The organism is Psychrobacter alimentarius, from assembly GCF_001606025.1.
Lineage (GTDB): Bacteria > Pseudomonadota > Gammaproteobacteria > Pseudomonadales > Moraxellaceae > Psychrobacter > Psychrobacter alimentarius.
In genome coordinates, this window is record NZ_CP014945.1 from 2,816,402 (window position 1) to 2,840,099 (window position 23,698).

Consider the following 23,698-nt stretch of genomic DNA (forward strand, 5'->3'; position numbering starts at 1 on the left):
GTGATTTTTATAATAGTTTTTACAATGATTTCAAGAACGCATTCAATTCATCACGCCCCTGCTTGTCCAACTTTAGGACTTGTTGCTGTTGTTTTTTGGCTTCTCCGCCATGCCACAGCACCGCCTCCATCAATGTACGAGCGCGACCATCATGCAAAAAAGTCGCTTGTGGATCGACGGTTTTGGCAAGACCGATGCCCCATAACGCAGGCGTCCGCCATTCGTAAGAGTTGGCTAAAAATTCAACTTGGGCATCTCTTGGCGGTAGCTTACCCGCAACTGTACGATCTGCAAGGTCATCACCCATATCATGTAGCAATAAATCTGTATAAGGATAAATCACTTGTCCATGCTGCTCAAAATGGTCGTCATCGGTTTTTGGCAACTGATATCGTGGCGTATGACAACTTTGGCAACCCATCTCATAAAAACGCTTTTTGCCCGCCAGTACCTGTTTATCATCCGCACGGCGTCGATGAGGTACAGCCAAATTGCGGGTATAAAATTCCACAAATTTCGCCACTTCATCATTCACTTCCACAGGCGGTTTATCATTGCCTTGCTCATCTGCCCCAGTCACCGCATTGACACAAGCGGTTTGCATCGGCATACAAGACTCATAAGGACGAATGTTCGACGTCAATCCCATGTCTTCATTAAAAGCACTTTGGTTTTGCGTAATGAGCTTGGTTTGACCTGCTTTCCAGCCAAAGCGTCCAAGCGCCTTTTTGCCTGTTTGCGGATCCATTACCCAGTTAAATTTACCACTGATACCCTCATTTGGGCTATTTTTATTAGGATTGATTGCTTGTTTTTTGATATCTTCGTCTGGAATTTGCTCTAACAATCCCAATCCAATCATCGGCAAAGCAATGCGCGGTGATAACATCAGTTCTTCATCAAACGTCCCATAACCTGGGTTGTCCAAGGTAAAAGTGGGGGCGCGCAACGTTTCGACATGACCGTCAGCGAACGTGATGGGTTTATCCACCCACTGTACTGCCACTTTTGCTTCGGCAGGTACGCCTTGAATGCCGCGGTCTTGTAACTGGCCGCCATACATAGGATGCGCGATTTTTTCGATAAGTGAATCTTGCAACTGTTGTCGTTGTTCGTTCGTGGTGGCTGGCATGGCAAGACGAATGAGTAAACTGTCAGCGTCGTCATCCGCATTCATTGGTGCATGACCTCGACCATCTTTTATGTGGCAAGACTGACAAGCGGCAACATTGAATAGCGTACCAAGTCCATCTCGACTGTCGGTACTGGCAGGCGCAACCACCCATGGCTGTCGAAAAAACGCATTACCAATAAAAAACGATCCTTTACGCGATGCCGTCAAGTTCGATGAAGGTTTGGAGTAGCTCTCAGCACTACTGATACTGATACCCGTGTCGCCGCCCTGCTTAATCTCTTGCGGATCAAAGCTTACCAGCTGCTGCATGGGTACGCCAGAGAGCGTTTCTATAACCTGAATACGCTCAGGCGCAAGCGCTTGGTTTGGACCGTTATTGGTTGCCGCTTTTTTATTGTCAGAAGCTTCATTAGATTCGTTATCAGCAGGCTGACAGCCACCAATCGCTAAAGCACATACCAAACCAAGTGTCAGTTTTGCGGACAGTGTTTTTTTGGTAGCAGACAGGTACAATGAGAAAGACGATTTAGATTTTGTAATATGTGAGGCGTTCATGGAGCGTACCTTAGTCCTAGCTTAGAACCATTAGAAACGTGCTATAAAGTGTGATGCTTTTGATGAATCATTCAGAACGACGCACCGACTAAATCGTTTTTTATACTACGCAAAAAATACGTTGCCAACCGCCGCTGGCAACGCGTGTCACTTATTCACAGGTGGTTTCACTATCTTGTATTTATCGTTTTAAAACTGCGAACCAGCATCAGCATCTAAGTTTTCAATACCGACCGCTTTTGCTGCATTTTCGATACCGTCAGTGAGCTCTTGTAAGCTTGTGATAGCGTTTTCAATCCAGCCACGTCGGGTATTTTGTTCTTCGGCAGAAATGCCTTGTTTGCTCGCTTGACCCACAGTAGCAATCATTTGATCAACCTTGATGCCTTCTTTTTCGCCTTTTTCTACAATGACGTTAAAGGCATTTTCTACTTTAATAAAATCGGCAGCCAACTTTTCAGCCGCTTCTTGATTACCAGTATCAGCCAGATAGTTTTTTACGCCATAACCACCCACTGTTTTGCCAGCGACTGTCCTGTAGCTGCCATTAAAGACATTTTGAATACCGCGAGCATTATTGGCATAGCTTAGATGCGTCAAATCACTGAAACATTCGTGTTCATCTTCGGTAGACCCTGTGACAAAAGCAACCTGCATACGCTCAGAAGCAAGCTCACCCAATGCCAAGCTGCCCATCTGGTACATCACTTGGCGCAGACCGTTATCGTACTTACGCGCCATAAGATCACTGCGTAACGTATTGTCACGTTCAGGCTGCCACTCAGCTTCCATCGCTGTGAGATCATTTACCAATAACTGCGCAGCCGCTTTTAAGAACGCACCGCGGCGCTCACAAATGCTGGCATCTTCATTGACCGTATCGCCACTGGTACATTGACCCGCTTCGGTGACATAATCGCTTACTGGACGATTCCCCGCGCCTTCATTAACCCCATTGGTATCTTGTCCCCACAGCATAAACTCAATCGCGTGGTAGCCCGTTGTCACATTGGCTTCACTTCCCCCAATCTCATTCATCTCTGCCAACAGCTCAGGCGTGATTGTGCTGGTATCTTGCTTGACACTACCAACCGTGATGTTCTCGCTGTTAATAATATTGTCTTTGCTATTATACTCACCTTCGTAGGTGTCACTGACATAATCAATCAACGCTTCATCAAGTGGCCATGCATTTATCTGTCCCTCCCAGCTATCTACACTAGCAATCGCTCGTTTATCATTGGGCGTGACAAAGCCTTCGTCAAAACGAAAAATCTCAGTTTGCGAGTATGGCTGACGCGCAATTTTATAGGCAGCTTGCGCGGCGTCCAAATTGGCTTGCGTAGGCGTTGCCACGTAAGTGTCAATTGCCGCTTGTAATGCTTTGGCAGTATCAAGTGAGTCTTTAAATGCAGCATGCGCCATATTAGCGTAGCTGATCATCAGTCTATCAGTATGTGCCTTGTCGACAGCTGATAGCGTTGTGTCATCCGTTGCCTCTGTGCTTTGTACCTCTGATTGCGTGGTCGCATCAGCATTCGTATCTTCATTGGTCTGCTTAGTGCAGCCTGACACCATCAACAGCCCTGCGAGCGTAGCCGCCAAAGTCGTTGGTAAAATCTGACGGCGCATTACTGTAGTAATCGTCATACATATCCTCAAAAAAGACAGCAAAAACAAATTGGATTTGATTGAATAATAGTCACTATATCGAATATTGCGACCCTATAAACACTTAGCAAGCTGTTAACTGGTTAACATATCTAATAAGCTAATTTATATTACATCAACAAAAATGTGTATAGATTATAGTTTTATTGATAATCATTATCAACAAATTATTTTATATAGTTAATTGGCTTCAAAATTTTTTGTTGTTTAGAATAGAACACTTAGATATGAGATATGAATAGATACTCTTAATAGCCACTGCTGTAATCATTGATGATTTTTCATCATCACATTAGAAACTAAAACACGCTAAAGGCGTGGTAAGTATATTTGATGGTCAAACGTTACCCATAAAAAAAGACCAGCTGGTTGCTGATCTTTTTCGGATATAACTGATAGGTATTATATAAATTGTAATTATAGAAAACTATAAATTAGTTAACACTTTGTGGTGAGTTGATGGTTAGCTCAACACGACGGTTTTGCTGACGACCACTTTCAGTGTTGTTACTAGCGATTGGACGGGTTTGACCGTAAGCAATCACATTGATACGGTTAGAAGCAACACCTTGAGCGGTTAGGTAGTTAGCGACTGAATAAGCACGATCACGTGACAGACCCATGTTATAAGACGCAGAACCCGTGCTATCTGTATGACCAGCGATGTTTACCGTGGTTTTGTTGTATTGGTTCATCGTTTGTGCAAGCTTGCTAAGCGTAGGCTTGAATGATGAGTTTAATGTTGCATCATCAAAGGCAAACGTAATGCTACCTGGCATAACCAAGTCGATGTTACCCGTTGTTGGGTTTTGCTCAACTGATACACCAGTACCAGCCATTTGTTGCTCAAGTTGCTTGGCTTGACGCTCCATGTAATAACCAACGCCTGCACCTAGAGCTGCGCCGATAGCTGCATCACGACCAGTTTTGTCACCACCAGTTGCTTTAGAGATCGTTGCGCCACCTGCAGCACCTACTAGAGTACCAAGTGCTGTTTTATTTAAACGTTGTTGTCCAGTGTTTGGATCAGTAGTACAACCACTAAGAGCCAAGCCTGATGCTACTGCTGCAATCATTAATGTATTACGCATAATCGTTCCTCTTAAGCTTAAAAGTTATAGACACTAAATAGATAGACAGATAGGCACTAACTAAATAGTTGCTAAGTTATAAGTACAATGTGCTTTTTATAAATATTTGGTATTAATTCCTTCTAGGTGCATATATGCACTCGTCATTATTATGGCAATTACATTCTAATTATGTGTAATATTTTGTCACATCTATGTATAACATCTATATATAAACATTTGATCAGAATTTGAAGAACATCATCATGCTTATCCTATTTATAACGCCTCACACCTTTATTATCATCAGTCACGTTTACACTCGTACACTAGGATAGGTTTCTGCTAAAATTACGCTATAGCATCAGATATGATAAAAAGCGGTAATGTACAACGCCCGTAACGGATAGTTTATATACTAATAAGATTGACCGAAAAGGATCTAGCATGCGACTGACATCTACTATCAAAAACATACACAAACGTAATCCTAAGCTAGGAAAAGCCGTCTCACTTGCCACAGCAACAGGGGTCATCGCCGCTAATAGTATCAGCTGTAGTATTCCCTTATGGTTCATGGGTGTTGGTAAGATACTGACTGGCGCATCGATTGCCGATAAAACTGTGATTAAAATCACCAATCATTGGATTAGTAGCAATAATGCTTTAATCGATAATATGTTGCCAAGAAAAGACTGGCGCATTCAATTACCCGATGACGTCAATACTAATGGCAAATACCTACTCGTCAGCAACCATCAGTCTTGGGTCGATACCAGTATTGTGCAGTACATTAGCGAAAAGCGCCTACCATTGACCCGGTTTTTTACCAAGTTTGAGCTGATTTATATTCCGATAGTGGGTCAAGCTTTTTACTTTTTAGACTTCCCAATGATGCGTCGTTACTCTAAAGAAGCCGTCGCAAAAAACCCTGCCCTAAAAGGCAAAGACATTGAGGAAGCCAAGCGGGCTTGCGCATTATTAAAAGACAAGCCATTTACCTTGCTAAACTATTTAGAGGGTACGCGCTTCACTAAGACCAAACATGATCTACAAAAGTCTCCTTATACGCACTTGCTTAAGCCAAGAGCAGGCGGTCTATCGCTGGCTATTAACGCGTTAGGAGCAGATATCGATGGCATGCTAGATATGACCATTGTTTATCCAGATGGCGTGCCAACTTATGGCGATCTATGGAAAGGGAACATCAAGCGCTTGGGGGTTGATGTCAGACACATCAAGATACCGGATGATTTATTTGCTGGTATTCAAAACGGTGGCTACGAAAATGATCCTGCAATCAAAGCGCAAATGTTTGAATGGGTTGAACAAATATGGCGCGAAAAAGATCAATTGATTACAGACATGCTGGCTGAGTTTGAAACAGCGCCTACTGCTTAATAGTTGAGAGTATCGAGGCGGTTTAGACAATAGTAAACATGGCTGGGTTAAATGATGGCGCTTAAAATGGTCAGGACTAATGTGTAATTATCATAAAAGATAGGTTGTTTTTTGCCCCTATTCATTGATAATGTGAGAAGTCATAAACCTATGATTTTTTGCTCACTCATTACTCAATAGCCATGTTTCTATTTACGTCGCTATTTTTTGTGTTATTCATTCTCTATAAGGTTTGTCTGTGCCCGCCTCCTCTACTACTAGCCCGCATCTAGACTCAGCAACCGTGCCGAATCGCTCATCCTATCTGTCAGATGATGAACCGCCACGACCAAATCGCCCTAAGCCAAGTCGGTTACGGCTCACTTATGATATTGTGATGATTATCGCTATCAGTATTGATCTCTTATTGATTAGTATTGATGCCATCTTGATGAGTGATTTTAGCCACAATGCTGCTGCTTGGCTGACCATTGGCACAGCGCTTGATTGGTACCAAAATACGTTGCATGAGCCTTTACGTACGGCTGGTGGGTTTTTTACCGTGTTTTTAATCGTTGAGCTGCTACTACGCTGGGCCGTTGCGATTAAACAAAAAATCTATTATCGCTGGTTCTTTTTTCCTTTCGTACATTGGTACGAGGTATTGGGCTGCTTTCCGCAACTGCGAGCCTTACGCTTGTTTCGAGCGGTGATTATTGGGAGACGACTGTATCAGCTCGGCTACCAAGTACTGCCGCAACTATGGATCAACCGCATCAAATTCTACATCAACCTTTTGTTAGAAGAGCTGTCTGATCGCGTCATATTAACGACCATTCAGAATTTTCGGCAGCAGTTGACCGACCCTAACACGCATAAGTCATTTATTGAATCTACTATTGCTCGCAATCGTAGTGAGATAGAAGCGGCATTATTGTCTGTCCTGCGCCAAGAGCTTGCACCAAAACTTCAGGAACTGACCGCCTCTTCAGGTAGTGGTGTCTTGGCGACTGAAGTGGGTAATGCTATTGAAGAAGGCTTAGCCAACACCCCAGAACTGCGCCGCTATCTACGCATGATACCTATCGCTGGCAGCTTGATCGAATCGCAATTGCAGCATGTCGGCCACAATGTAGGCGAAAACGTCGTTTACGCCTTGAATAAGCGCCTTCTTGACCCTGAACGCCTCGATTCACTGATGGTGGCTATTGCCAGTGGCGTCGCAAAAATAGACACAGACAACACAGCCCTAAATACGTTGATCTCTAGTATCATTGATGACAGTTTGACCGAATTTGAAGCACAAGTAAAAGTACAGCATTGGAAGCACCAAGACATGCTCAACTTATAATGCTGACTATTATATGACTCGACAATAAAACCAATAATAGCGTCGACTCAAAATAAAAATGCCACCGAATACACAGCGACAAGATTATCTTTGAGGATTTATATATGACCATCCAAACCAATGACCATCAGACTTCAAGCGCTGCAACAGCGTTGGCATTTTATGGCAAAATGTTGACCTTTTCTCGCGTGCAGTTCAGTACAGATGATCTGAGTATTATTGAGGCCGAACTTGCCAAAACATTGAGTAATAAATCGAGCAATATTCCCGTTTTAATCGATAGTGACGTTGAGCAGGATTTGTCGGCGTTGGTAGAATTATTATGGTCATGGGGTCTACAGCCCATTGGCGTCGTTACAGGTATCTTAGATGAGCAAGCACGCGCACAGCGTTTGGCCATATTCCCCGCCGATGGCAAACGTATCGAACGTATTGTCTCTAACAAAAAACCACCTGCTAGAGTCAGCGAAACGCCAGATATTCAAAGTGGCGAGACCAATACAACAAGTCATGACACTGCTGCAACCAATGACGCAGCCTCTGAAACAACTATATCGACTGTCACAGCAGAAACATTGGTGAGTGCTGAGCATATTACCAGTCTGTTCTATGATCAAATGCTACGCTCAGGTCAGAGCCTAAATCACGTTGGTGGCGACTTAATCTTGACCAATAGTGTCAATAGTGGTGCAGAAGCCATCACTGACAATAGCTTACATGTTTATGGCCGTGCTCAAGGCCGATTGGTAGCAGGCGCAACAGGCGATAAAGATGCTCGTATTTTCTGTCAAGTATTTAACCCGACCCTGGTTTCAGTGGCAGGTACTTACTGCTTGCGAGACAACTTACCTGAGCATGTGATTGATAAGTCAGTACAAGTAAGATTTGTTGAGGGTGAAGGTTTGGTATTTACTGTTATGGACAATGCTTAAACCAAAAAATTGTTCTTTATCACAGATGCTTCAGTTATTTTTCAGTAAAATACGCTAGAAATCTTCGATAAAAAACTTTTGAATGGTTATATCAATATTATAGTAAGTTTATTTAACAAAAATGTTCTATGATGAATCTCTAGCTCTGCCACTATTTGCAGAGTCCGTGAGCGTTTATTTTACTGTTTACAAGATGCCCAATCGTCAGACCAATTTTGGGTAGTAACGCCTTGTAAATTATCTATAAGTTGTTTTTTGCTTTAGTATAGACTTGCTATAATTTTATGTTTATTTATGCTAGGCTAGCTTCGCAGATAGCTCATACATTGTATGTGTCGTCACCTCGTGTATGAGCAAGAGTAAATCGCGTTATTCATATAAAAGATATCCCATTGATTCATAGGAGTGTGCCATTGTGGCGAAGATAGTTGTAATCACTTCAGGTAAAGGCGGTGTGGGCAAAACCACAACAAGTGCCTCTTTTGCTGCCGGTTTAGCGTTGCGTGGCTATAAAACAGTCGTTATCGATTTTGATGTAGGTCTACGTAATCTAGACTTGATCATGGGTTGTGAGAACCGAATTGTTTATGACTTCGTTGATGTCATCACTGGTAGTGCCCGTTTGTCGCAAGCGCTTGTCAAAGACAAACAGCTAGAAAATTTATACATCCTTCCTGCCAGTCAAACGCGTGACAAAGACGCACTGACAGATGAAGGTGTGGCAGAAGTTATGACAGAGCTGTCTAAACAGTTTGACTATATCATCTGTGACTCGCCTGCTGGTATCGAGCGCGGTGCACAGTTGGCTATGTATCATGCGGATGAGGCCATCATTGTCACCAACCCTGAGATTTCTTCAGTGCGTGACTCAGATCGCATCATTGGTATTTTGCAAAGCCAGACAAAAAAGGTAGAAGAAAACCAAGGTTCAGTCCGTGAGCATCTGGTCATCACTCGTTATAATGCCGAACGTGCCGCCGCCAATGAAATGATGGATATTGATACCATTTCTAATGATATCTTGAAAGTGCCTTTACTTGGTGTGATTCCTGAAAGCCATTCAGTTCTAGAAGCATCTAACCATGGTGAGCCAGTCATTCATTATACCGATTCTATCGCTGGTCAGTGTTATGATGATATCGTTGCCCGTTTCTTAGGCGAAGAACGTCCTTTGCGTCACATTGACGTGAAGAAAAAGAGTTTATTGCAGCGCTGGTTTGGAGGTTAATGATGACTAAGAAAAAAGGATTTTGGAGTAGCCTATTTGGTACTGATGACAGCAATAGCGCAGGCAGTGCTAATTTGGCTACTGAACGCCTCAAGGTTATCGTGGCTAGCGAAAATCGGTTGAACAATCGCCTCACTGCTGATCGTATCGAAAAGATGAAACGTGAAATACTCGAAGTGGTCAATAAGTACGTGAATGGCGTTCAGATAGATGATGTGAATATCAATCATCGTTCTGAGGACAGCTTAGATGTCTTAGAGATGAACATCAGCTTACCTGAACACAAAAAATAAGCTTATCAAAGTATCCGTTATTGATGCTTTGATAACGTATTAAAAAAGCCCCCAGTATGATACTGAGGGCTTTTTTATTGCATGTCTAGTATAGGTGTCAATCAGTCGCTAATGAAGCATTCACTATTTCATGCGTGCGATTAAATTGTCTTTTTTGATAAACTGATGGTATAAAGCCGCACCGATATGGGCAAGCGTAAACGTAATAATAGCAGGCCAGATAATACCCGTGTGCAAATCATTATAAAAGCGCGCCAAACTTCGATCTGGCGTAACAAATACGGGGATCTCAAATAAGCCAAAAATATCCACTGGTCGTCCACCATAAACCGACATCAACAACCCTGCAATTGGCATCGCAATCAATAGAGCATACAGTCCAAAATGTGTTAAGTGGGCCAATAAAGCTTGCCATTTCGGCATTGGCACAGATGGTGGCGCTTTAGTCAATAGGCGGTTAATCACCCGTGCTATCATCCAACACAGTAAACTGATACCAAACGCTTTGTGTAATCCGATGTAAAAACCATTATCAAGATTTTCGTATAACAGTATCATCGACCACGTGACCAGTAATAAAACCGCGCTGATCCAATGGAAAATACGACTACTGACTGACCATTTTGACAAACTTACCTCTGTGTTTCTCATGAGCTGTCCTATTACCCTTATCATTAGTTATATATTATCAATGATATAGACCAAACAGCGACTCATTATTCATTCAACAGCTAAAAATAATTGAATGGATTGAGCTATGATCTCTGGCGCAAAGACCATTCCAAACCTAAATAAGAAACTAGCTATCCAAATCAATCAATTGATAAGCAATATTATCTAGGTCTGGCACCAAGTACACTTTATCATCAATCATAACGGCTTGAAAAAGATAGGATAGCACAACGTTTTCGTCAAGCGGTATCATCGCTTCTGAGTTATCTGCAATCTTCGTATCATTGAACGATTCTGGCAGCTCAATATCTTTGACTTCAGCAATACGGGCTTGTAATTGTTGAAGCTCGCCTGCCGTTTGTAATGCTAAGCGATGACTCGATGTATTACCTTCTAATACAATTATCTTATCTGGTGTCTCATTTTCTGGTAATAAATGAAACACAACCACGTCCTGTTGCTGCCAGTCGTACAACGAAATACGCTCATCGTAATCGTCTACACTCAAGATCAAACTACTAGGAATCAGCCAATCAGGTTGGTTAAATGCTGGGACAATTGTGACATCAAGCATCCCATTATTGGTGGTCAGTAAGCTCACTGCTTCAAACGAATGTTTCAAGATTTTTTTCATATGTCGCTCACCATAAGTTAAGACAAAGAGGCAGTCACTGCCCGTTCACTAATATAATCTGTCAATTTTTTTGCTAAATCGGCTGGACTACCGATAAAATCGCAATATCCTGAGTCAATAATAGCTTGAGGCTGACTGGGACAAGCACTCAAACTTGGATCTTGCACCCATAATTGGCTATGATTGTCTTGAATAAGATCTAAATATTGAGAACCATCGTTGCCCATACCAGAAAATATAATATTGATAAGCTCACTACCATACACATCACTGGTGTTTTTGAGGATCTGTCCAATGGCTGGTTTGTACTCGCCAACCCACTCTTGTTCTAATAATATCACTCGGCCTGTCGAATCACAGACAATCTGTCGATCAATCGGCGCGATAAGACATTGACCTGCCCGCAGGCGCTGTGAAGAAGTAATGATATGACAAGGCCAATCGTTATGGCGATTCAATACGCGTGGTAAAGTACCAATCATGGCGTTATTAAAATGATGGGCCAATAACAGACAAACGGGTAGCATGGGCGACAAATTATCCAAGAATTCTTTGATCGCACTAGGTCCGCCCATAGAAGCACCTAAAAATACTACGTATTGCCACTCTCTATCTTTATTCTCATTTTTTTGAACTGGCACATCGATTAAAGTGGGTAACGCCAGTGTATGCGCCAGTTTGCGTTTGAGCTTACGCTGCCATTTGGCATATTGCCATGCCTCATTCAGATAAGGTGCTTGGCTAAACCCTATCAAAATAGCCGCCGCTTTGGAGCCCGTCGTTGCAGCAACTATATTGTCATCATAGTCACTGTCTATCAGCCAGATATCAATCGCTGGATCTATAAGCTCGCTTTTTCTTCGTAACTGTTCTTGTGACATACAGCCCACAAGGATTAGGCCAAAACTACGCACGGTATCCGAAAACGCCATGCGCTGGTGATGGTCTTCTGCAATGACCATCACCTTAACACTTTCTTTGTTTTTTTCTTTTAGTTCTAACCTATTGGCATTATCCTTCATGAGTCAAGCTGACCTCTTTACCCAGTATTCTCTGGATTTTATTTAGTAGCTCTTGTTCTTGGAATGGTTTACCCATGTAATCGTTTACACCAATCTCCAAAGCACGCTCACGATGCTTCTCACCCGTACGTGATGTGATCATGATAATTGGGATATGTTTCAAATGCTTATTGTGTCTGACCTGAGTTGCCACCTCAAAACCATCCATACGCGGCATTTCAATATCTAGTAGTATCATATCTGGTGTCGTGTCTTGTAATATATCAATCGCATCGATACCATCTTTTGCAACCACCACATTGAACCCTTGACGCTCTAAGAAACGCGACGTTACTTTACGTACAGTCACTGAGTCATCAACCACTAAGATGGTTGATTTAGACTCTATACGCCCGCGCTTAAAGTCATCAGCGTTTGAGAGGTTTCTCCCTAGTTGTACATTACGCATTAATGCAATCAGGTCTAAGATCAGCATGACTGAGCCATCACCCATAATAGTTGCAGCAGAAATCCCTGGTATATGAGACAACTGCTGTCCTAAAGGTTTTACCACCACTTCGATACGAGAGCCTGCGATTTGATCGACTTGTAGTGCAATATTATGACCAGTACGGTTCTTAATAAGAATCAGCGGTAGACTGGTATTGGTGTTGACGACCAGCTCATTGAGTTTATTACCGGATAAAATCTCATTTAAGTAGCGCACTCGATAGTCAACATCTTCAAAGCTTAATGTGGCTTCATTTGACTGATAATAATCATAAAGCTTCTCTGGATTGACACGCACCACACGCTCAATTTGCACCAAAGGTATGGCATAGTAACGATCTGCTGCTCGAACCACCAACGCATCAGACACCGCAACTGTTAGTGGCAAACGCATCGTAAAATGCGACCCTTTGCCAAGTTCTGAGACAACCGATACCACGCCGCCCAGTTGACGAATTTCACTAATGACCACATCCATACCTACGCCGCGACCTGAAATCTGGGTCACTTGTGTGCTGGTACTTAATCCTGCATTGAAGATGTACTGCATGACATCAAGATCAGTAAGGCTATTATCATTTGCATCAATAAGACCTTGAGCAATCGCCTTGCTACGTACTGCTTCTACATCGATTCCACGACCATCATCTATCAGCTGAATAACAATCTCACTACCTTCGCGATGTACTTCAAGCGTGATATGCCCGCTACGCTCCTTCCCTGCTTTTAGACGCGTCGAAGTGTTTTCGATACCATGGTCAACCGCATTACGTAGCATATGCTCAAGTGGCGAGGTAATACGTTCTAGAATGGTTCTATCCATCTCATCATCAGCATTGATGATTGTCAATTCGACAGACTTATTAAGCTCGTTGGCAGTCTGACGCACGATACGCTCAAGGCGCGGTGTCAAACGCGTAAATGGCACCATACGCGAATTCATGAGACCATCTTGCAGCTCAGTTTGCGTACGCGATAGCTGTAATAGCAAACTTTCGCTATCACGGGTCTTTTCTAATAATGTGTGATTAATATCAATCAAATCTGAGGCAGATTCTGTCAAAGATTTTGATAGCTGATTCAAAGACGAATATTGATCCATTTCTAGCGGGTCAAAATCTTCATTATTAATCAACTCATCATCGATTTGCGATAGTATTTGTGCTTCTAGCTCAATCTCCATTCGGCGTAATTGATCAGCCAGTCGCTGTACAGTGATGCCCATATCCTCAATACTGTTGGTCAAGCTACTGATACCCATATCGATACGAGCGCGGTTAATCGCTGACTCTCCAGATAGATTGATCATATGCTCAATCAGACCGCCTGAGATACGAATCATCTCATTACTGCTCACACTCTGATCGTCCTCAGTAACACTACTACTGAGCATGGAGGGCATCTCGCTAATATCTTTTGCCAAATACTGGGAATCTTGCTTTTCTTTAGCAATAAGAATCGCTTCTCGCTGTGCTTGTAATGACTCTTTTGGAATATGCTTTAACCCATCAGGATTTTTGCTAAACAGCTGCAATGCTTCGATTAATAAGCCTGGAACGGGCGGATTGACATTTTGCCTAAGAACAGACACTGCATCTGCAAGCCAATCATGGCTTGCCACTAACAATTCAACCACCTTTTTAGTGGCAGGACGGCGACCATCTACAAAATCCTTGTAGACCGCCTCCATTTCGTGAGCCAAATCAGCAATACCACTCGCTGTCACCATTCGCGCACCACCCTTAATGGTATGCAAGTCACGCTGGAGTGCCTGTATCACAGTGGTATTGCTCGTGTCTTTTAAGAATATAGGCAGATATTTGTTGCGGTTGGTTAACTCTTCTGCTTCTTCTAAAAATACCGCCAAAATGTCAGGGTCAGGCAAGCCATTCGCCCATGACTGCTTAATCATTCTATCTAAGCTGATAGTGTCAGACACGTCATCGATACTTTGAACGGGGTTAGCAGCTGTATTATAAGTGTCCGCTTCAAGATTGTTTTTTGGGTTTGGTATGATGAGTTCTACTATCTCTGGCAATACTTTTGCTTTTTCAAACTGCTGGAGCTGCTCAATAAGTTCTGAGGTAAAGAATGATTTGTTGTGATTCACCATATGCGTTACTTGCAAAGATATGGTATCTTGCACTCGTTGCATAATCTCTAACCACTGCACGGTTGGCGCTTTTCTGTTTTCTACGAAGGCTTCATAGATACTTTCCGCTTCATGCGTCAGATCGCCAATACTGCGGATACCTGCCATTCGTGCACCACCTTTGATGGTGTGCAAATGTCGCTGTAAGACCTTTAATGCGTTGATATTGCTAATATCTGCACGCCACTTATTAAAGCTTTCGTCTAGGGCTGTATCCAGCTCCTGCGCCTCTTCTAAAAAGATCTCTAGTAGCTCAGCATCGGTATCAATAGATTCAAGTTGTATATCTGGTACTGGCACAGTACGAACAATAAAAGCGTCTTCATTGTTGTGCTCATCTGTTTGGTAAATACTTTGCAAATCTTCGAGTACTTGTTTGTCTATTTTTAATGAGGTACTACCAGCCAATGCATCGAACAATCCCACTAACTGAGCATGTCCAGCATGTAGTATGGCTTGAGTCTCTGTATCTTTTACTTTATTAAGATGATCGTGCAAATAGGCATAAGCATGACCAAGCTCAGTTAGGATGGCCGTAAATTTTGGAAAGTTTTTTGCCTTATCAGATAAATGCTTTATTTGTGATATTTGTTGCTCTATATAATCTTGAACTTGCTCTATTTCAGAATGATTGAGCGCATTGTCCAATTCCCACTCAGCATCTAACAACTCGTCAATATTGTTGTCTAATAGCTGTGCTATCGTCGGTTTGTTATCAGATATGTATTCCGTCTCTTTAACATAGTCTTTTTCACCAAGCATGGCTTGCAATGATGCTATGTCATGCTGACTTTGCGTGTCTTGCATCTGCATGTCTTGTATCTGGAAGTTTTGTTCATAGCTATGCAAATAACCATTCATCAACGTAGACGATTTGGCCAAAGCCTCTAAATGCTGAGTGTTCATGGCTATATCTTGTTGCTGCAACTGCTCTAAGCTCTGCTCAATAGTTGCACTAACTTCGCTAATAGCAGCCAGTGCACTAGAACCAGAAGCTCCTCTCAACGTATGAAATGCCCGTACAATATCATCTGTGACTTCAATATGAGTTTGATCTTGATGCACATCAACGAATCGATCGATATCGCGTAACAATCCTTCTGCCTCGTCGATAAAAATCTCAAAAAATGCTTTTTCTTGCTCACTTTGAGGGATTAGAACAATGGGAGCTTCTGCGATCATTTCATTCACAGAGTTGATGTTTTGCAGTGCAATATCTATCTCTTCGTTATCCTCTTCTAATTCATCCAACAATATTGAATCTTTACTGTCTTTATCTTCAAGATCGTTTGTCGCTTGTTCCCATTGCTTGGCAGATAACTCAGCATAACTAAAGGCATCACCTTGCTGTTTACTGTAGGCATTCGCACAAGCAATCCATAGAGGTATCATAGCAGGATAATTTTGCTTGTTGTTTTCAAATACATTTAGCATGGTCGGGTAAGCAGCTAATACCTCTGTAACCAGCTGACACATATCATCTGTCACAGCGATACTACGATCCAAGATACGATTGAGCATATTTTCTATGGCCCAAGCCAGCTCAGCAGTATAGTGAGCACCCACCATGCGACCTGACCCCTTTAAGGTATGGAACCCTCGGCGGATATCTGTCAGCCCACTTAAATCTGTAGGAGACAGTTGCCAATACTCATACAAAGGAAGTATTTCAGCCAATACTTCCTTGGCTTCTTCTATAAATATTTCTTTAATATCAGGATCTGCATCGCTTGCATCGGCTGGCAACTGCTCAGCTTCTTGCATAAAAGGCATGAGTACTGCTGGAATCTCAGAAATCGATAAAGGTTTTAACACATCTCTTTCATCATGCTTTGTTAGGTGAGACTCACTAACTGCACTAAGTATTTCAGATGTTTCTACATGGTCAGTTGGATTCGGTACTTCAAACTCTAAGCCGTCTTCTAGTCCAAAAGAAGCGTCATCCGATTCTACTTGTTGGTCTATTAGAACGGTATCAGAGATAGCGAGACCCGTATTGATAGGCTGCTTTGCCATTAGATTTTGACTTTTTAAAACGATGACTGCTGGATCTAAGCTTGGCGCCCGCTGTGCCTCAAAATCTGCGAGTAATACAGGCAGAATGCTTACAGTTTCTGTAACCAGATTAACCACGTCATCTGTGACAGCCAAAGTATGGTCTAACAAGCGGTTGAGCAAACTTTCAATTGACCAAGCCATTTCACTAATACTAAAAGCACCAACCATACGGCCTGAGCCTTTTAGGGTATGGAAACCTCGACGCACCTCAGTAAGTGGGGTCAAATCTTGTTTGTCTTGCTGCCAGATAGGTAGAAAGTCTGTGAGGTCAGTGATGACATCCGTCACCTCTTCAATAAAGATGTCGCGAATCTCTGCGTCCATCTCAAAACTATCCGCTTTAATGGCTGCGCGAACTTGTGCTAAAGCTGCACTTTCTGTCTTATTGCGGATATCAGACGTATCTTGCTCTTTTACACTCTGATCGTCTGTATCGGTTAAAATCTGCGCAGTTAAGTGCGGATGACTAACCGGAGAAATCTCACCATTATCATCATAACGAAGGACGTCAGTTGCGACAGGTTTTTGAGTCAAAAAGATGTCGTCAATTTTCTCTGGTGCCTCAATGTAAAGCGCAAGTAGCTGTGCAGCTCGAGCGGCATATTCATTTGCTTGTGTTAATACTGTTTCGTCAAAAACTTGTTGGGCAAGGTAATCAAGCAACAGCTCAATAGAAGTCAATGCCTCCGCCAATGCCTGCGTGACATCCCAGCTAAGCACCTCAATATTATGAATGACCAACTGCGTAAATATACCGGCCACGTCCTCGATGGTTTGACGCACTATAGGCAAACCCATATCAGCAAAAGATTCGCCAATGCGAGCAAATTCAGCCTCATTTGGCAATAAATGAATATCTTGACGTTGCAAGTAATCATTAAAACTTTGCTTTACTTCTTCTACCGCGATGCGCAGCTCACGTAAGTTTTCACCAGCAGTGTTGGCGTCATAGCTATCTGGCGCTTGCATATCGATACGATAAGGCAATTCAGATGACGAAACAAAAGAGGTTGCACCTCCTATCTTAAGAGATATCGTCTGTTCTGTATTATAAATAGCGTCATATAACGCTTGCAGCTTTTGCTCAATTTGCCACTGTACTTGTACAAATCCTGTCTCTGAGGACAAAGCCTGCTCTATCTCTATCAGGAGTGTCTCAACTTGCAATCCATAATACGTCCAGCCTCGGCCTTCAAGTTGGTTCTTTATTTTTTGCAAAGGAACTAAGAGCGTTTGAGGTTCATCGAGATTAAAAATGAGGGTTTCAAGGGCGCTGAGGATTCGCGGTAAAAAGCGGGACGCTGTCGATGTATTCTGCGACAAGTGACTCAATACTGATTGAGTACGCTCGCTACTTGTTGTCAGCCCACTCAACTCAATATAGACGTTTATGATCAAATTTTTGATAAAATTGGACAACACCTCATCAGAGTGTTGATTGAAAGACGCAATGGCTTGCTCAAGCTGATTTAATAATGCAGCATAGTGTTCAGGTAGAGGCGTATTATTGCGTGCAAGATCTCTCAACCATATCTCAGTCAGATACCAGAGGTGTTTTACGTCTCTGTTCTGTGTGGTCTGCCACAAGTACTGACTAACCTTTTCTAAAACTGCCAACAAAGAGGGTTGATTGGTATTGGTCACCAATAAGGTTTGTACTTGCTTTCGCCAGACTAGAAGTAACTGTTGATAATGATGGTCAGTCAGATCAGCGGTCACGCTATTTGCTGGTATTATGGCCTCAATACTATCAAAAATAGTATCTTCGATAAGGTGACTGTATGCTTTCTCATACTGACTACCAATGAAGTGCAGAGGCAAGTTTGTCGTTATACCCAATTTCGACAGCGCTTGGGCGAGCCCTTCCACTGTTTTCTGAATTAAATCACTATGATAACTACCTGTATGCGAATATTGGTTTAGCTCGCGCTGCAACAATTTATGAGAGAACTGACCAATACGGCTGTGATAAGTAGAGAGGCCTTCATGGCCGATGGATTGTGCCAATAAACCTAAATGACTAGCAAGATTGGCAAGTAAAGGAAGACGAGCCATGGTGAGGGCACCACTTACTTGGTGATAGCTCTCTACTATTTGATCTTGATTAATGTCATCAGTCCCTGATTGCCAGCCATCAGATATCTGTGATAATTGTTGATTAAACAGTGGTAACAACCACTCAAGCGTCACTATGTTATTGGGCTGGTTTTTCATAGATTGATCCTAACTCGTTTAGGCGCTAATTTAGGCACTGATTTTTTGCCACACATTCACTTGCGGGTGCGCAATGCGGCGCATATTTGAAGGACGCCAAAACAACGCCTCACCGGGAGCCAATATAATATATCCACCTAACACACACTGCTCTGATAGCCTGGTTAAAATATCTCGCTGATCAAATTTACGAAAGTAGAGCAGCATATTTTGACAGATAATCACATGTTGAAGATGTGAGGTGGGTGGTTGTTGTTCAATAACATTGTGTAAAGCAAAATCTACATGCTGCTGTAAAACTGGTGCAACTTGCCACTGGGACTCGGTGTTTATTCTGATCGTAGCAGAATCAGTTGAATTTGGAGTATCAGTTGTAATTTTAGTACTCGATGGCCGAACAAACTGCTGGTATCGCTGTGGTATCAACAACTGCTGTCGACTGTCATACCGCCCCAATCTTGCTTTTGCAATTGCTTGCTGGCTGACGTCAGTACCCAAAATTGAGTAGTTCGTCAGCTGCTCCGATGCCAAGCTCATTGCAAGTGACCAAGCTTCTTGCCCACAAGCACACCCCACACTCCAAATTCGAAACAATTCGTTAGGAACTCTATCAATATGGGTATCAATAAGCAGTTGCTGCTGATGCTCTAAAGCGCACTTTATAACAAACTCTATAGACGGCATATGGCGAAAAAAACGGCTTTCGTGAATCAATACTTTGTCCAATAAACGCTGACGTATTGCGCTATTATTTGGTACTTGATCCCAAAGCTTTGTAATGCTCAACCCATGCAATGACGCTGTATGGTTAATTGCATTGGTCAGCCACTGCAATTGGACATCTGGTAAAACAAAGCCAATCTCTTGTTCTATATATTTTTGCCACTGCTGCACATCAATATAGTCTTCTGACATTAAAGCTCTCGCCAATACGGATTTTGATGTTTCAGGTAAACAGCTGTCTGGTCGAGTCAAATTATTCACGTCACCTACTATGTTTGTAGCTGCACGTTATTCTTACTCGCACAGCTTGCTCATGAATACATTAGTATGAAAAACACTTACCCTCTTATACATAATTAGGTAAAGACTTATTCTCAAACATTTTCTGAAAACATCTCTCTCTCGAGTAATTCAGTATCCAATAGCTCATCATCATTCGATACCTTAAAGCCTGTCACTGACTCTTGAAGTGCAGCAGCCATTTCACTTAACTCACCAATAGAACGTGCTGTTGCCATCGTACCAGATGAGGTTTGTGAAGTGATGTCTTGAATGATATTCATGGTTTGTGAAATGTGCCCAGCAGATTCGGCCTGTTGCATTGCTGCATTTGAGATGTTCTGAATCAAATCAGCTAGAGTATTAGAAACGCTCTGAACTTCTTCTAGTGCTTCACCAGCATCTTTTGCCAAACGCGCACCACGTACGACTTCGGACGTGGTTGACTCCATCGACATTACCGCTTCATTGGTATCAGCCTGAATCGTTTTTACCAGTGTTTCAATCTGCTTGGTAGCATTGGCAGAACGCTCAGCAAGACGTTGAACTTCATCAGCAACAACGGCAAAGCCTCGACCTGCTTCACCAGCCATTGAGGCCTGAATAGCCGCGTTCAATGCCAAAACGTTGGTCTGATCAGCAATATCATTGATCAAGCCGACGATATCGCCAATTTCTTGTGAAGACTCACCAAGGCGTTTGATACGCTTAGACGTTTCTTGAATCTGATCTCGAATGACATTCATACCTTCAATAGAGCGCTGTACAACCGCCGCGCCATTATGAGAGATAGCTACTGAACGCTGAGCAACAGTTGCAGATTCTGCCGCGTTATTTGAAACTTGGTCAATCGACACTGTCATCTCATTGATAGCTGCTGATACACCTGCGATTTCTTGAGCTTGGTGTTCAGAAGCTTCAGCAAGTTCAACTGCATTCATCTGTGTTTGCTCTGAAGATTGCGAGACGCGAACAGCCGTATTGTTGATAACCAATACCAACTGACGCAACTGGTCAATTGCGAAGTTAACAGAGTCAGCAATCGCCCCTGTAAAATCCTCTGATACCGTTGCATTGACAGTCAAATCCCCTTCTGCCAAATCTCCCAACTCATCTAGTAAACGTAGAATAGCTATCTGGTTACGTTCGTTCTCTTCTTGAATTTGACGAGCACGCTCAGACTCTGCTTCTGCTTCTTGACGACGACGTAAGGTTTCTTTTTCGATGAGTAACCGCTCCGAGCCACCGCGTTGCTTAAGCAAATTATAAAGAGCAAATAAGGTTCCCAGCACCCCTACGACAAATATCGCCACAGGTAACACCACAGCTTGATTGAAATCTACTAAATACTGACTCACTGACGACAGTGAATTGACCAGCCAGATCAGACAAGCCACACTTATTAGAACAAAAACGCCTAATAACACTCTCCACATACCATTCGCATCTTTGCTATCTACTGCTGTTTTGGTCGTACCAGTTGCAGATTTATTTATAACATCACTCATCGTACGTATTCCTTTCAGACAATTGTCAAAGTCTTATCGTGACTTTGACAATCTTACTGTTATAAAAGAAACAGTGATCAACAAAGTCTGTATGAATGCTGACATCCAAGCGTATCATGTCATTCGCCATTATTTTGTCATCAATATAATAGCCAATTAGGCTATCATCGACGGCTATATTGCAGCATCAGCATACTGCGGATCTTGCGCGAGCAGACTTGGCATAAAGACATACCAGTCCTGCTCATTTTTAAAAAATTTGCCATGATTATAAGGAGCAAAGGGCGAACTTGATTCAATGGCTTCTGCGCGGTATTGATCCTGAGTAAACTGCTCAATACCAATAACCTGATCTACCAATAGCCCTGAGAAAAAATCACCATGATCTATAACCATCACTTTACGCTGGCTCATTTGTGCTAAGCGGCTCGGCACTTGTAAAAACTGAGACAAATCTGTTATGGGTAACAAACGACCACGGATATTGGCGATACCCAGCATCCAAGGCTTGACTAAAGGCAAGCTTGTATACTCTGGCATGGCCAAAACTTCTGAGACTTGACCCATTGGCGCGACCAAACGCTGCCCGCCAATCTCAAAGACCACACCTTGCCAGTCATACTCTTGTCCACCGCGACGGCCACTTTTGCGAGCACGTGCCAGATCGGCTAGACGCAGAAGCTCAATGAATCCTTTGGAAGCCACAAGCTACCCCATTACTTTATGAATGATATTCACCAAACCATTCTCATCAATTGGTTTCGCCATGTACTCTTTAGCACCCTGACGCTTACCCCAAACCCTATCGGTCTCTTGGTTTTTAGTACTAATCATAATCACAGGAATATGAGCGGTGGTTTTACCACGAGTTATTTTTCGAGTTGCCTGAAAGCCATTCATCTCAGGCATGACCACATCCATTAAGATAACATCTGGTAAATGTTCCGCCGCCATTTGACAGCCCTGCTCGCCATTTATCGCTTCTAATACTTTAAAATTATGTCTGGCAAGCATGTCGCGGAATTTTGCCATTTCAGATGGTGAGTCATCAATGACTAAGACAGTAGTCATGGGAATTTCCTTTGTTTTCAAAGATATCCTTTGGGATATATTAATAGATTTATTGAGACAAGCTGCATAGAAATAACAGGCCAAAAATGAATGGCGACGTAATTTTTTTACAGTTGCGACTAAATACTAAGCAATCATGAGTCAGGTTAAGTACTACCAAATACTTGACCCTACAACCTTATCAATATCAATAGGTATCTACATACCTATCTGCAAATATCCAGTCGAACCAGTACTTGCAGGTATTCAAACTAGCGGTACTGGTTAATTGCCTCAAACAACTCATCTTTACTAAATGGCTTGGTCAAATACTCATCAGATCCAACAATACGGCCTCTTGCTTTGTCAAACAAACCATCTTTAGACGACAACATAATGACTGGTTTGTTGGCATAATCTGGATTGTTCTTTATTAATGCACATGTTTGATAGCCATCTAAACGCGGCATCATGATGTCGACAAAAATAATATCTGGATTGTTATCAACGATTTTCGCTAAAGCATCAAAACCATCAATTGCGGTCACTACTTCACAACCTGCTTTTTGTAACAAGGTTTCTGCGGTACGGCGAATGGTTTTTGAATCATCAATCACCATTACTTTTAAGCCATCAAAATTATTTTCCATCATATTGTCCTATAAACGACTGTTTATTCTTAATGCTATCTATCAATACAAAATTTTAACGGTTATTTCCATCTGCCCTACTACTTATTATTAGACAACGATGGACAGCTAAATTTGCATTACCATGAGTTACGACAGCTAACTTACCTTCTGTCAGTATCTGCCTCTCAAATACGGCTTCAACATAGGTTACTATACGCACTTTTCTCTCAAGAATCTTACTAAATTAAAGCAGATTATCCGCTTATTAAATGAGTAATAACGCTTCAATTGATGCCTCTAAATGCCGTATTTTTTTCAGATCTATTAACGCATTTTGTATTCAGCCACTATCATTTCTTGCTATCACTTTTGTCAAAGATTGCAAGCCTACATCAGAAAAGTGACAACTCTATGATATTTTTGCATTATATAGAAACGAAAAATACATTGCTGGATAATTTTATTTTGTAATACAAATGTATCGTAATATTTCATTAAGCTTGTTTTAGCACAGTTATTAATTTTTTTCCAGATATTAACGATCCAATATTCGTACTGTTCAGTAATAAAAGCAGTAGAACTTATCTATCAGCGTAATTATTTTGATTGCGCCACGGTGTTGAAAGCGCTATCTTCGTAAGCGGCATAAG

The 23,698-nt window shown here is 42.2% G+C and carries 16 protein-coding genes and 1 pseudogene; 5 read left to right on the top strand and 12 right to left on the bottom strand.

All coding sequences use genetic code 11. The features are described 5' to 3' along the window. Positions 1-19 precede the first annotated feature (19 nt). The 3 genes from A3K91_RS11660 to A3K91_RS11670 form a co-directional block, all read right to left on the bottom strand. The gene (locus tag A3K91_RS11660) at positions 20-1,690 is read right to left on the bottom strand and encodes a di-heme oxidoreductase family protein (RefSeq protein WP_062845416.1); all 1,671 of its coding nucleotides are present in this window, start codon (positions 1,688-1,690) and stop codon (positions 20-22) included. A 189-nt stretch (positions 1,691-1,879) separates the two neighbouring features. Continuing rightward, complete coding sequence (locus A3K91_RS11665; protein ID WP_062845417.1) at positions 1,880-3,340, bottom strand: imelysin family protein; 1,461 nt, start codon at positions 3,338-3,340, stop codon at positions 1,880-1,882. A gap of 455 nt (positions 3,341-3,795) precedes the next feature. Next, entirely contained in the window at positions 3,796-4,452 is a 657-nt protein-coding gene (locus A3K91_RS11670; protein ID WP_062845418.1) for a YiaD family glycine zipper/OmpA-like lipoprotein, read from the bottom strand. Between the two features lie 426 nt (positions 4,453-4,878). Between A3K91_RS11670 and A3K91_RS11675 the strand changes: the two genes are divergently transcribed. The 5 genes from A3K91_RS11675 (at position 4,879) to minE (ending at position 9,615) form a co-directional block, all read left to right on the top strand. Then, on the top strand, positions 4,879-5,832 hold the full coding sequence (locus tag A3K91_RS11675; protein ID WP_062845419.1) for an acyltransferase: 954 nt from the start codon (positions 4,879-4,881) through the stop codon (positions 5,830-5,832). Between the two features lie 238 nt (positions 5,833-6,070). Further along, positions 6,071-7,162: a hypothetical protein gene (locus tag A3K91_RS11680; protein ID WP_062845420.1), complete on the top strand. Its 1,092-nt coding sequence runs from the start codon at positions 6,071-6,073 to the stop codon at positions 7,160-7,162. Between the two features lie 104 nt (positions 7,163-7,266). Then, positions 7,267-8,094 carry a septum site-determining protein MinC gene (gene minC, locus A3K91_RS11685; protein WP_062845421.1) on the top strand — a complete coding sequence of 276 codons (828 nt, stop codon included), beginning with the start codon at positions 7,267-7,269 and terminating at the stop codon, positions 8,092-8,094. Positions 8,095-8,509: 415 nt separating this feature from the next. Continuing rightward, the gene (gene minD, locus A3K91_RS11690; protein WP_062845422.1) at positions 8,510-9,322 is read left to right on the top strand and encodes a septum site-determining protein MinD; all 813 of its coding nucleotides are present in this window, start codon (positions 8,510-8,512) and stop codon (positions 9,320-9,322) included. Between the two features lie 2 nt (positions 9,323-9,324). Further along, positions 9,325-9,615 (top strand): cell division topological specificity factor MinE, encoded by a 291-nt coding sequence (minE, locus tag A3K91_RS11695; protein WP_062846006.1) that lies wholly within the window; start codon positions 9,325-9,327, stop codon positions 9,613-9,615. 123 nt (positions 9,616-9,738) lie between these two features. Here the strand turns inward: minE and A3K91_RS11700 are convergent, their stop codons facing one another. The 9 genes and pseudogenes from A3K91_RS11700 to pilG form a co-directional block, all read right to left on the bottom strand. Further along, positions 9,739-10,266: a cytochrome b gene (locus A3K91_RS11700; protein ID WP_062845423.1), complete on the bottom strand. Its 528-nt coding sequence runs from the start codon at positions 10,264-10,266 to the stop codon at positions 9,739-9,741. Between the two features lie 148 nt (positions 10,267-10,414). Next, positions 10,415-10,921, bottom strand: coding sequence for a hypothetical protein (locus tag A3K91_RS11705; RefSeq protein ID WP_062845424.1), 507 nt, complete (start codon positions 10,919-10,921; stop codon positions 10,415-10,417). A 17-nt stretch (positions 10,922-10,938) separates the two neighbouring features. Beyond that, positions 10,939-11,943, bottom strand: a complete 1,005-nt coding sequence (locus A3K91_RS11710) for a chemotaxis protein CheB (protein ID WP_062845425.1) — start codon at positions 11,941-11,943, stop codon at positions 10,939-10,941. Further along, positions 11,933-18,856 (bottom strand): Hpt domain-containing protein, encoded by a 6,924-nt coding sequence (locus A3K91_RS11715; RefSeq protein ID WP_062845426.1) that lies wholly within the window; start codon positions 18,854-18,856, stop codon positions 11,933-11,935. The genes A3K91_RS11710 and A3K91_RS11715 overlap by 11 nt, the downstream gene beginning before the upstream one ends. Positions 18,857-18,886: 30 nt before the next feature. Beyond that, positions 18,887-19,840 carry a CheR family methyltransferase gene (locus A3K91_RS11720; RefSeq protein WP_228139865.1) on the bottom strand — a complete coding sequence of 318 codons (954 nt, stop codon included), beginning with the start codon at positions 19,838-19,840 and terminating at the stop codon, positions 18,887-18,889. A gap of 113 nt (positions 19,841-19,953) precedes the next feature. Next, positions 19,954-21,024: pseudogene (locus tag A3K91_RS11725) on the bottom strand (methyl-accepting chemotaxis protein); the annotation flags it as partial. Positions 21,025-21,540: 516 nt separating this feature from the next. Next, positions 21,541-22,071 (bottom strand): chemotaxis protein CheW, encoded by a 531-nt coding sequence (locus A3K91_RS11730; protein ID WP_062845429.1) that lies wholly within the window; start codon positions 22,069-22,071, stop codon positions 21,541-21,543. 3 nt (positions 22,072-22,074) lie between these two features. Further along, complete coding sequence (locus tag A3K91_RS11735; protein WP_062845430.1) at positions 22,075-22,437, bottom strand: response regulator; 363 nt, start codon at positions 22,435-22,437, stop codon at positions 22,075-22,077. A gap of 251 nt (positions 22,438-22,688) precedes the next feature. Continuing rightward, on the bottom strand, positions 22,689-23,066 hold the full coding sequence (gene pilG / locus A3K91_RS11740) for a twitching motility response regulator PilG (protein ID WP_021813722.1): 378 nt from the start codon (positions 23,064-23,066) through the stop codon (positions 22,689-22,691). Positions 23,067-23,698: the final 632 nt, after the last annotated feature.

Excerpts from the sequence above, each read along its gene's own strand:
- A3K91_RS11660 (WP_062845416.1), bottom strand. The coding sequence starts at position 1,690 with ATGAACGCCTCACATATTACAAAATCTAAATCGTCTTTCTCATTGTAC.
- A3K91_RS11665 (WP_062845417.1), bottom strand. The coding sequence starts at position 3,340 with ATGACGATTACTACAGTAATGCGCCGTCAGATTTTACCAACGACTTTG.
- A3K91_RS11670 (WP_062845418.1), bottom strand. The coding sequence starts at position 4,452 with ATGCGTAATACATTAATGATTGCAGCAGTAGCATCAGGCTTGGCTCTT.
- A3K91_RS11675 (WP_062845419.1), top strand. The coding sequence starts at position 4,879 with ATGCGACTGACATCTACTATCAAAAACATACACAAACGTAATCCTAAG.
- minC (WP_062845421.1), top strand. The coding sequence starts at position 7,267 with ATGACCATCCAAACCAATGACCATCAGACTTCAAGCGCTGCAACAGCG.
- minE (WP_062846006.1), top strand. The coding sequence starts at position 9,325 with ATGACTAAGAAAAAAGGATTTTGGAGTAGCCTATTTGGTACTGATGAC.
- A3K91_RS11700 (WP_062845423.1), bottom strand. The coding sequence starts at position 10,266 with ATGAGAAACACAGAGGTAAGTTTGTCAAAATGGTCAGTCAGTAGTCGT.
- A3K91_RS11705 (WP_062845424.1), bottom strand. The coding sequence starts at position 10,921 with ATGAAAAAAATCTTGAAACATTCGTTTGAAGCAGTGAGCTTACTGACC.
- A3K91_RS11710 (WP_062845425.1), bottom strand. The coding sequence starts at position 11,943 with ATGAAGGATAATGCCAATAGGTTAGAACTAAAAGAAAAAAACAAAGAA.
- A3K91_RS11715 (WP_062845426.1), bottom strand. The coding sequence starts at position 18,856 with ATGAAAAACCAGCCCAATAACATAGTGACGCTTGAGTGGTTGTTACCA.
- A3K91_RS11735 (WP_062845430.1), bottom strand. The coding sequence starts at position 22,437 with ATGACTACTGTCTTAGTCATTGATGACTCACCATCTGAAATGGCAAAA.
- pilG (WP_021813722.1), bottom strand. The coding sequence starts at position 23,066 with ATGGAAAATAATTTTGATGGCTTAAAAGTAATGGTGATTGATGATTCA.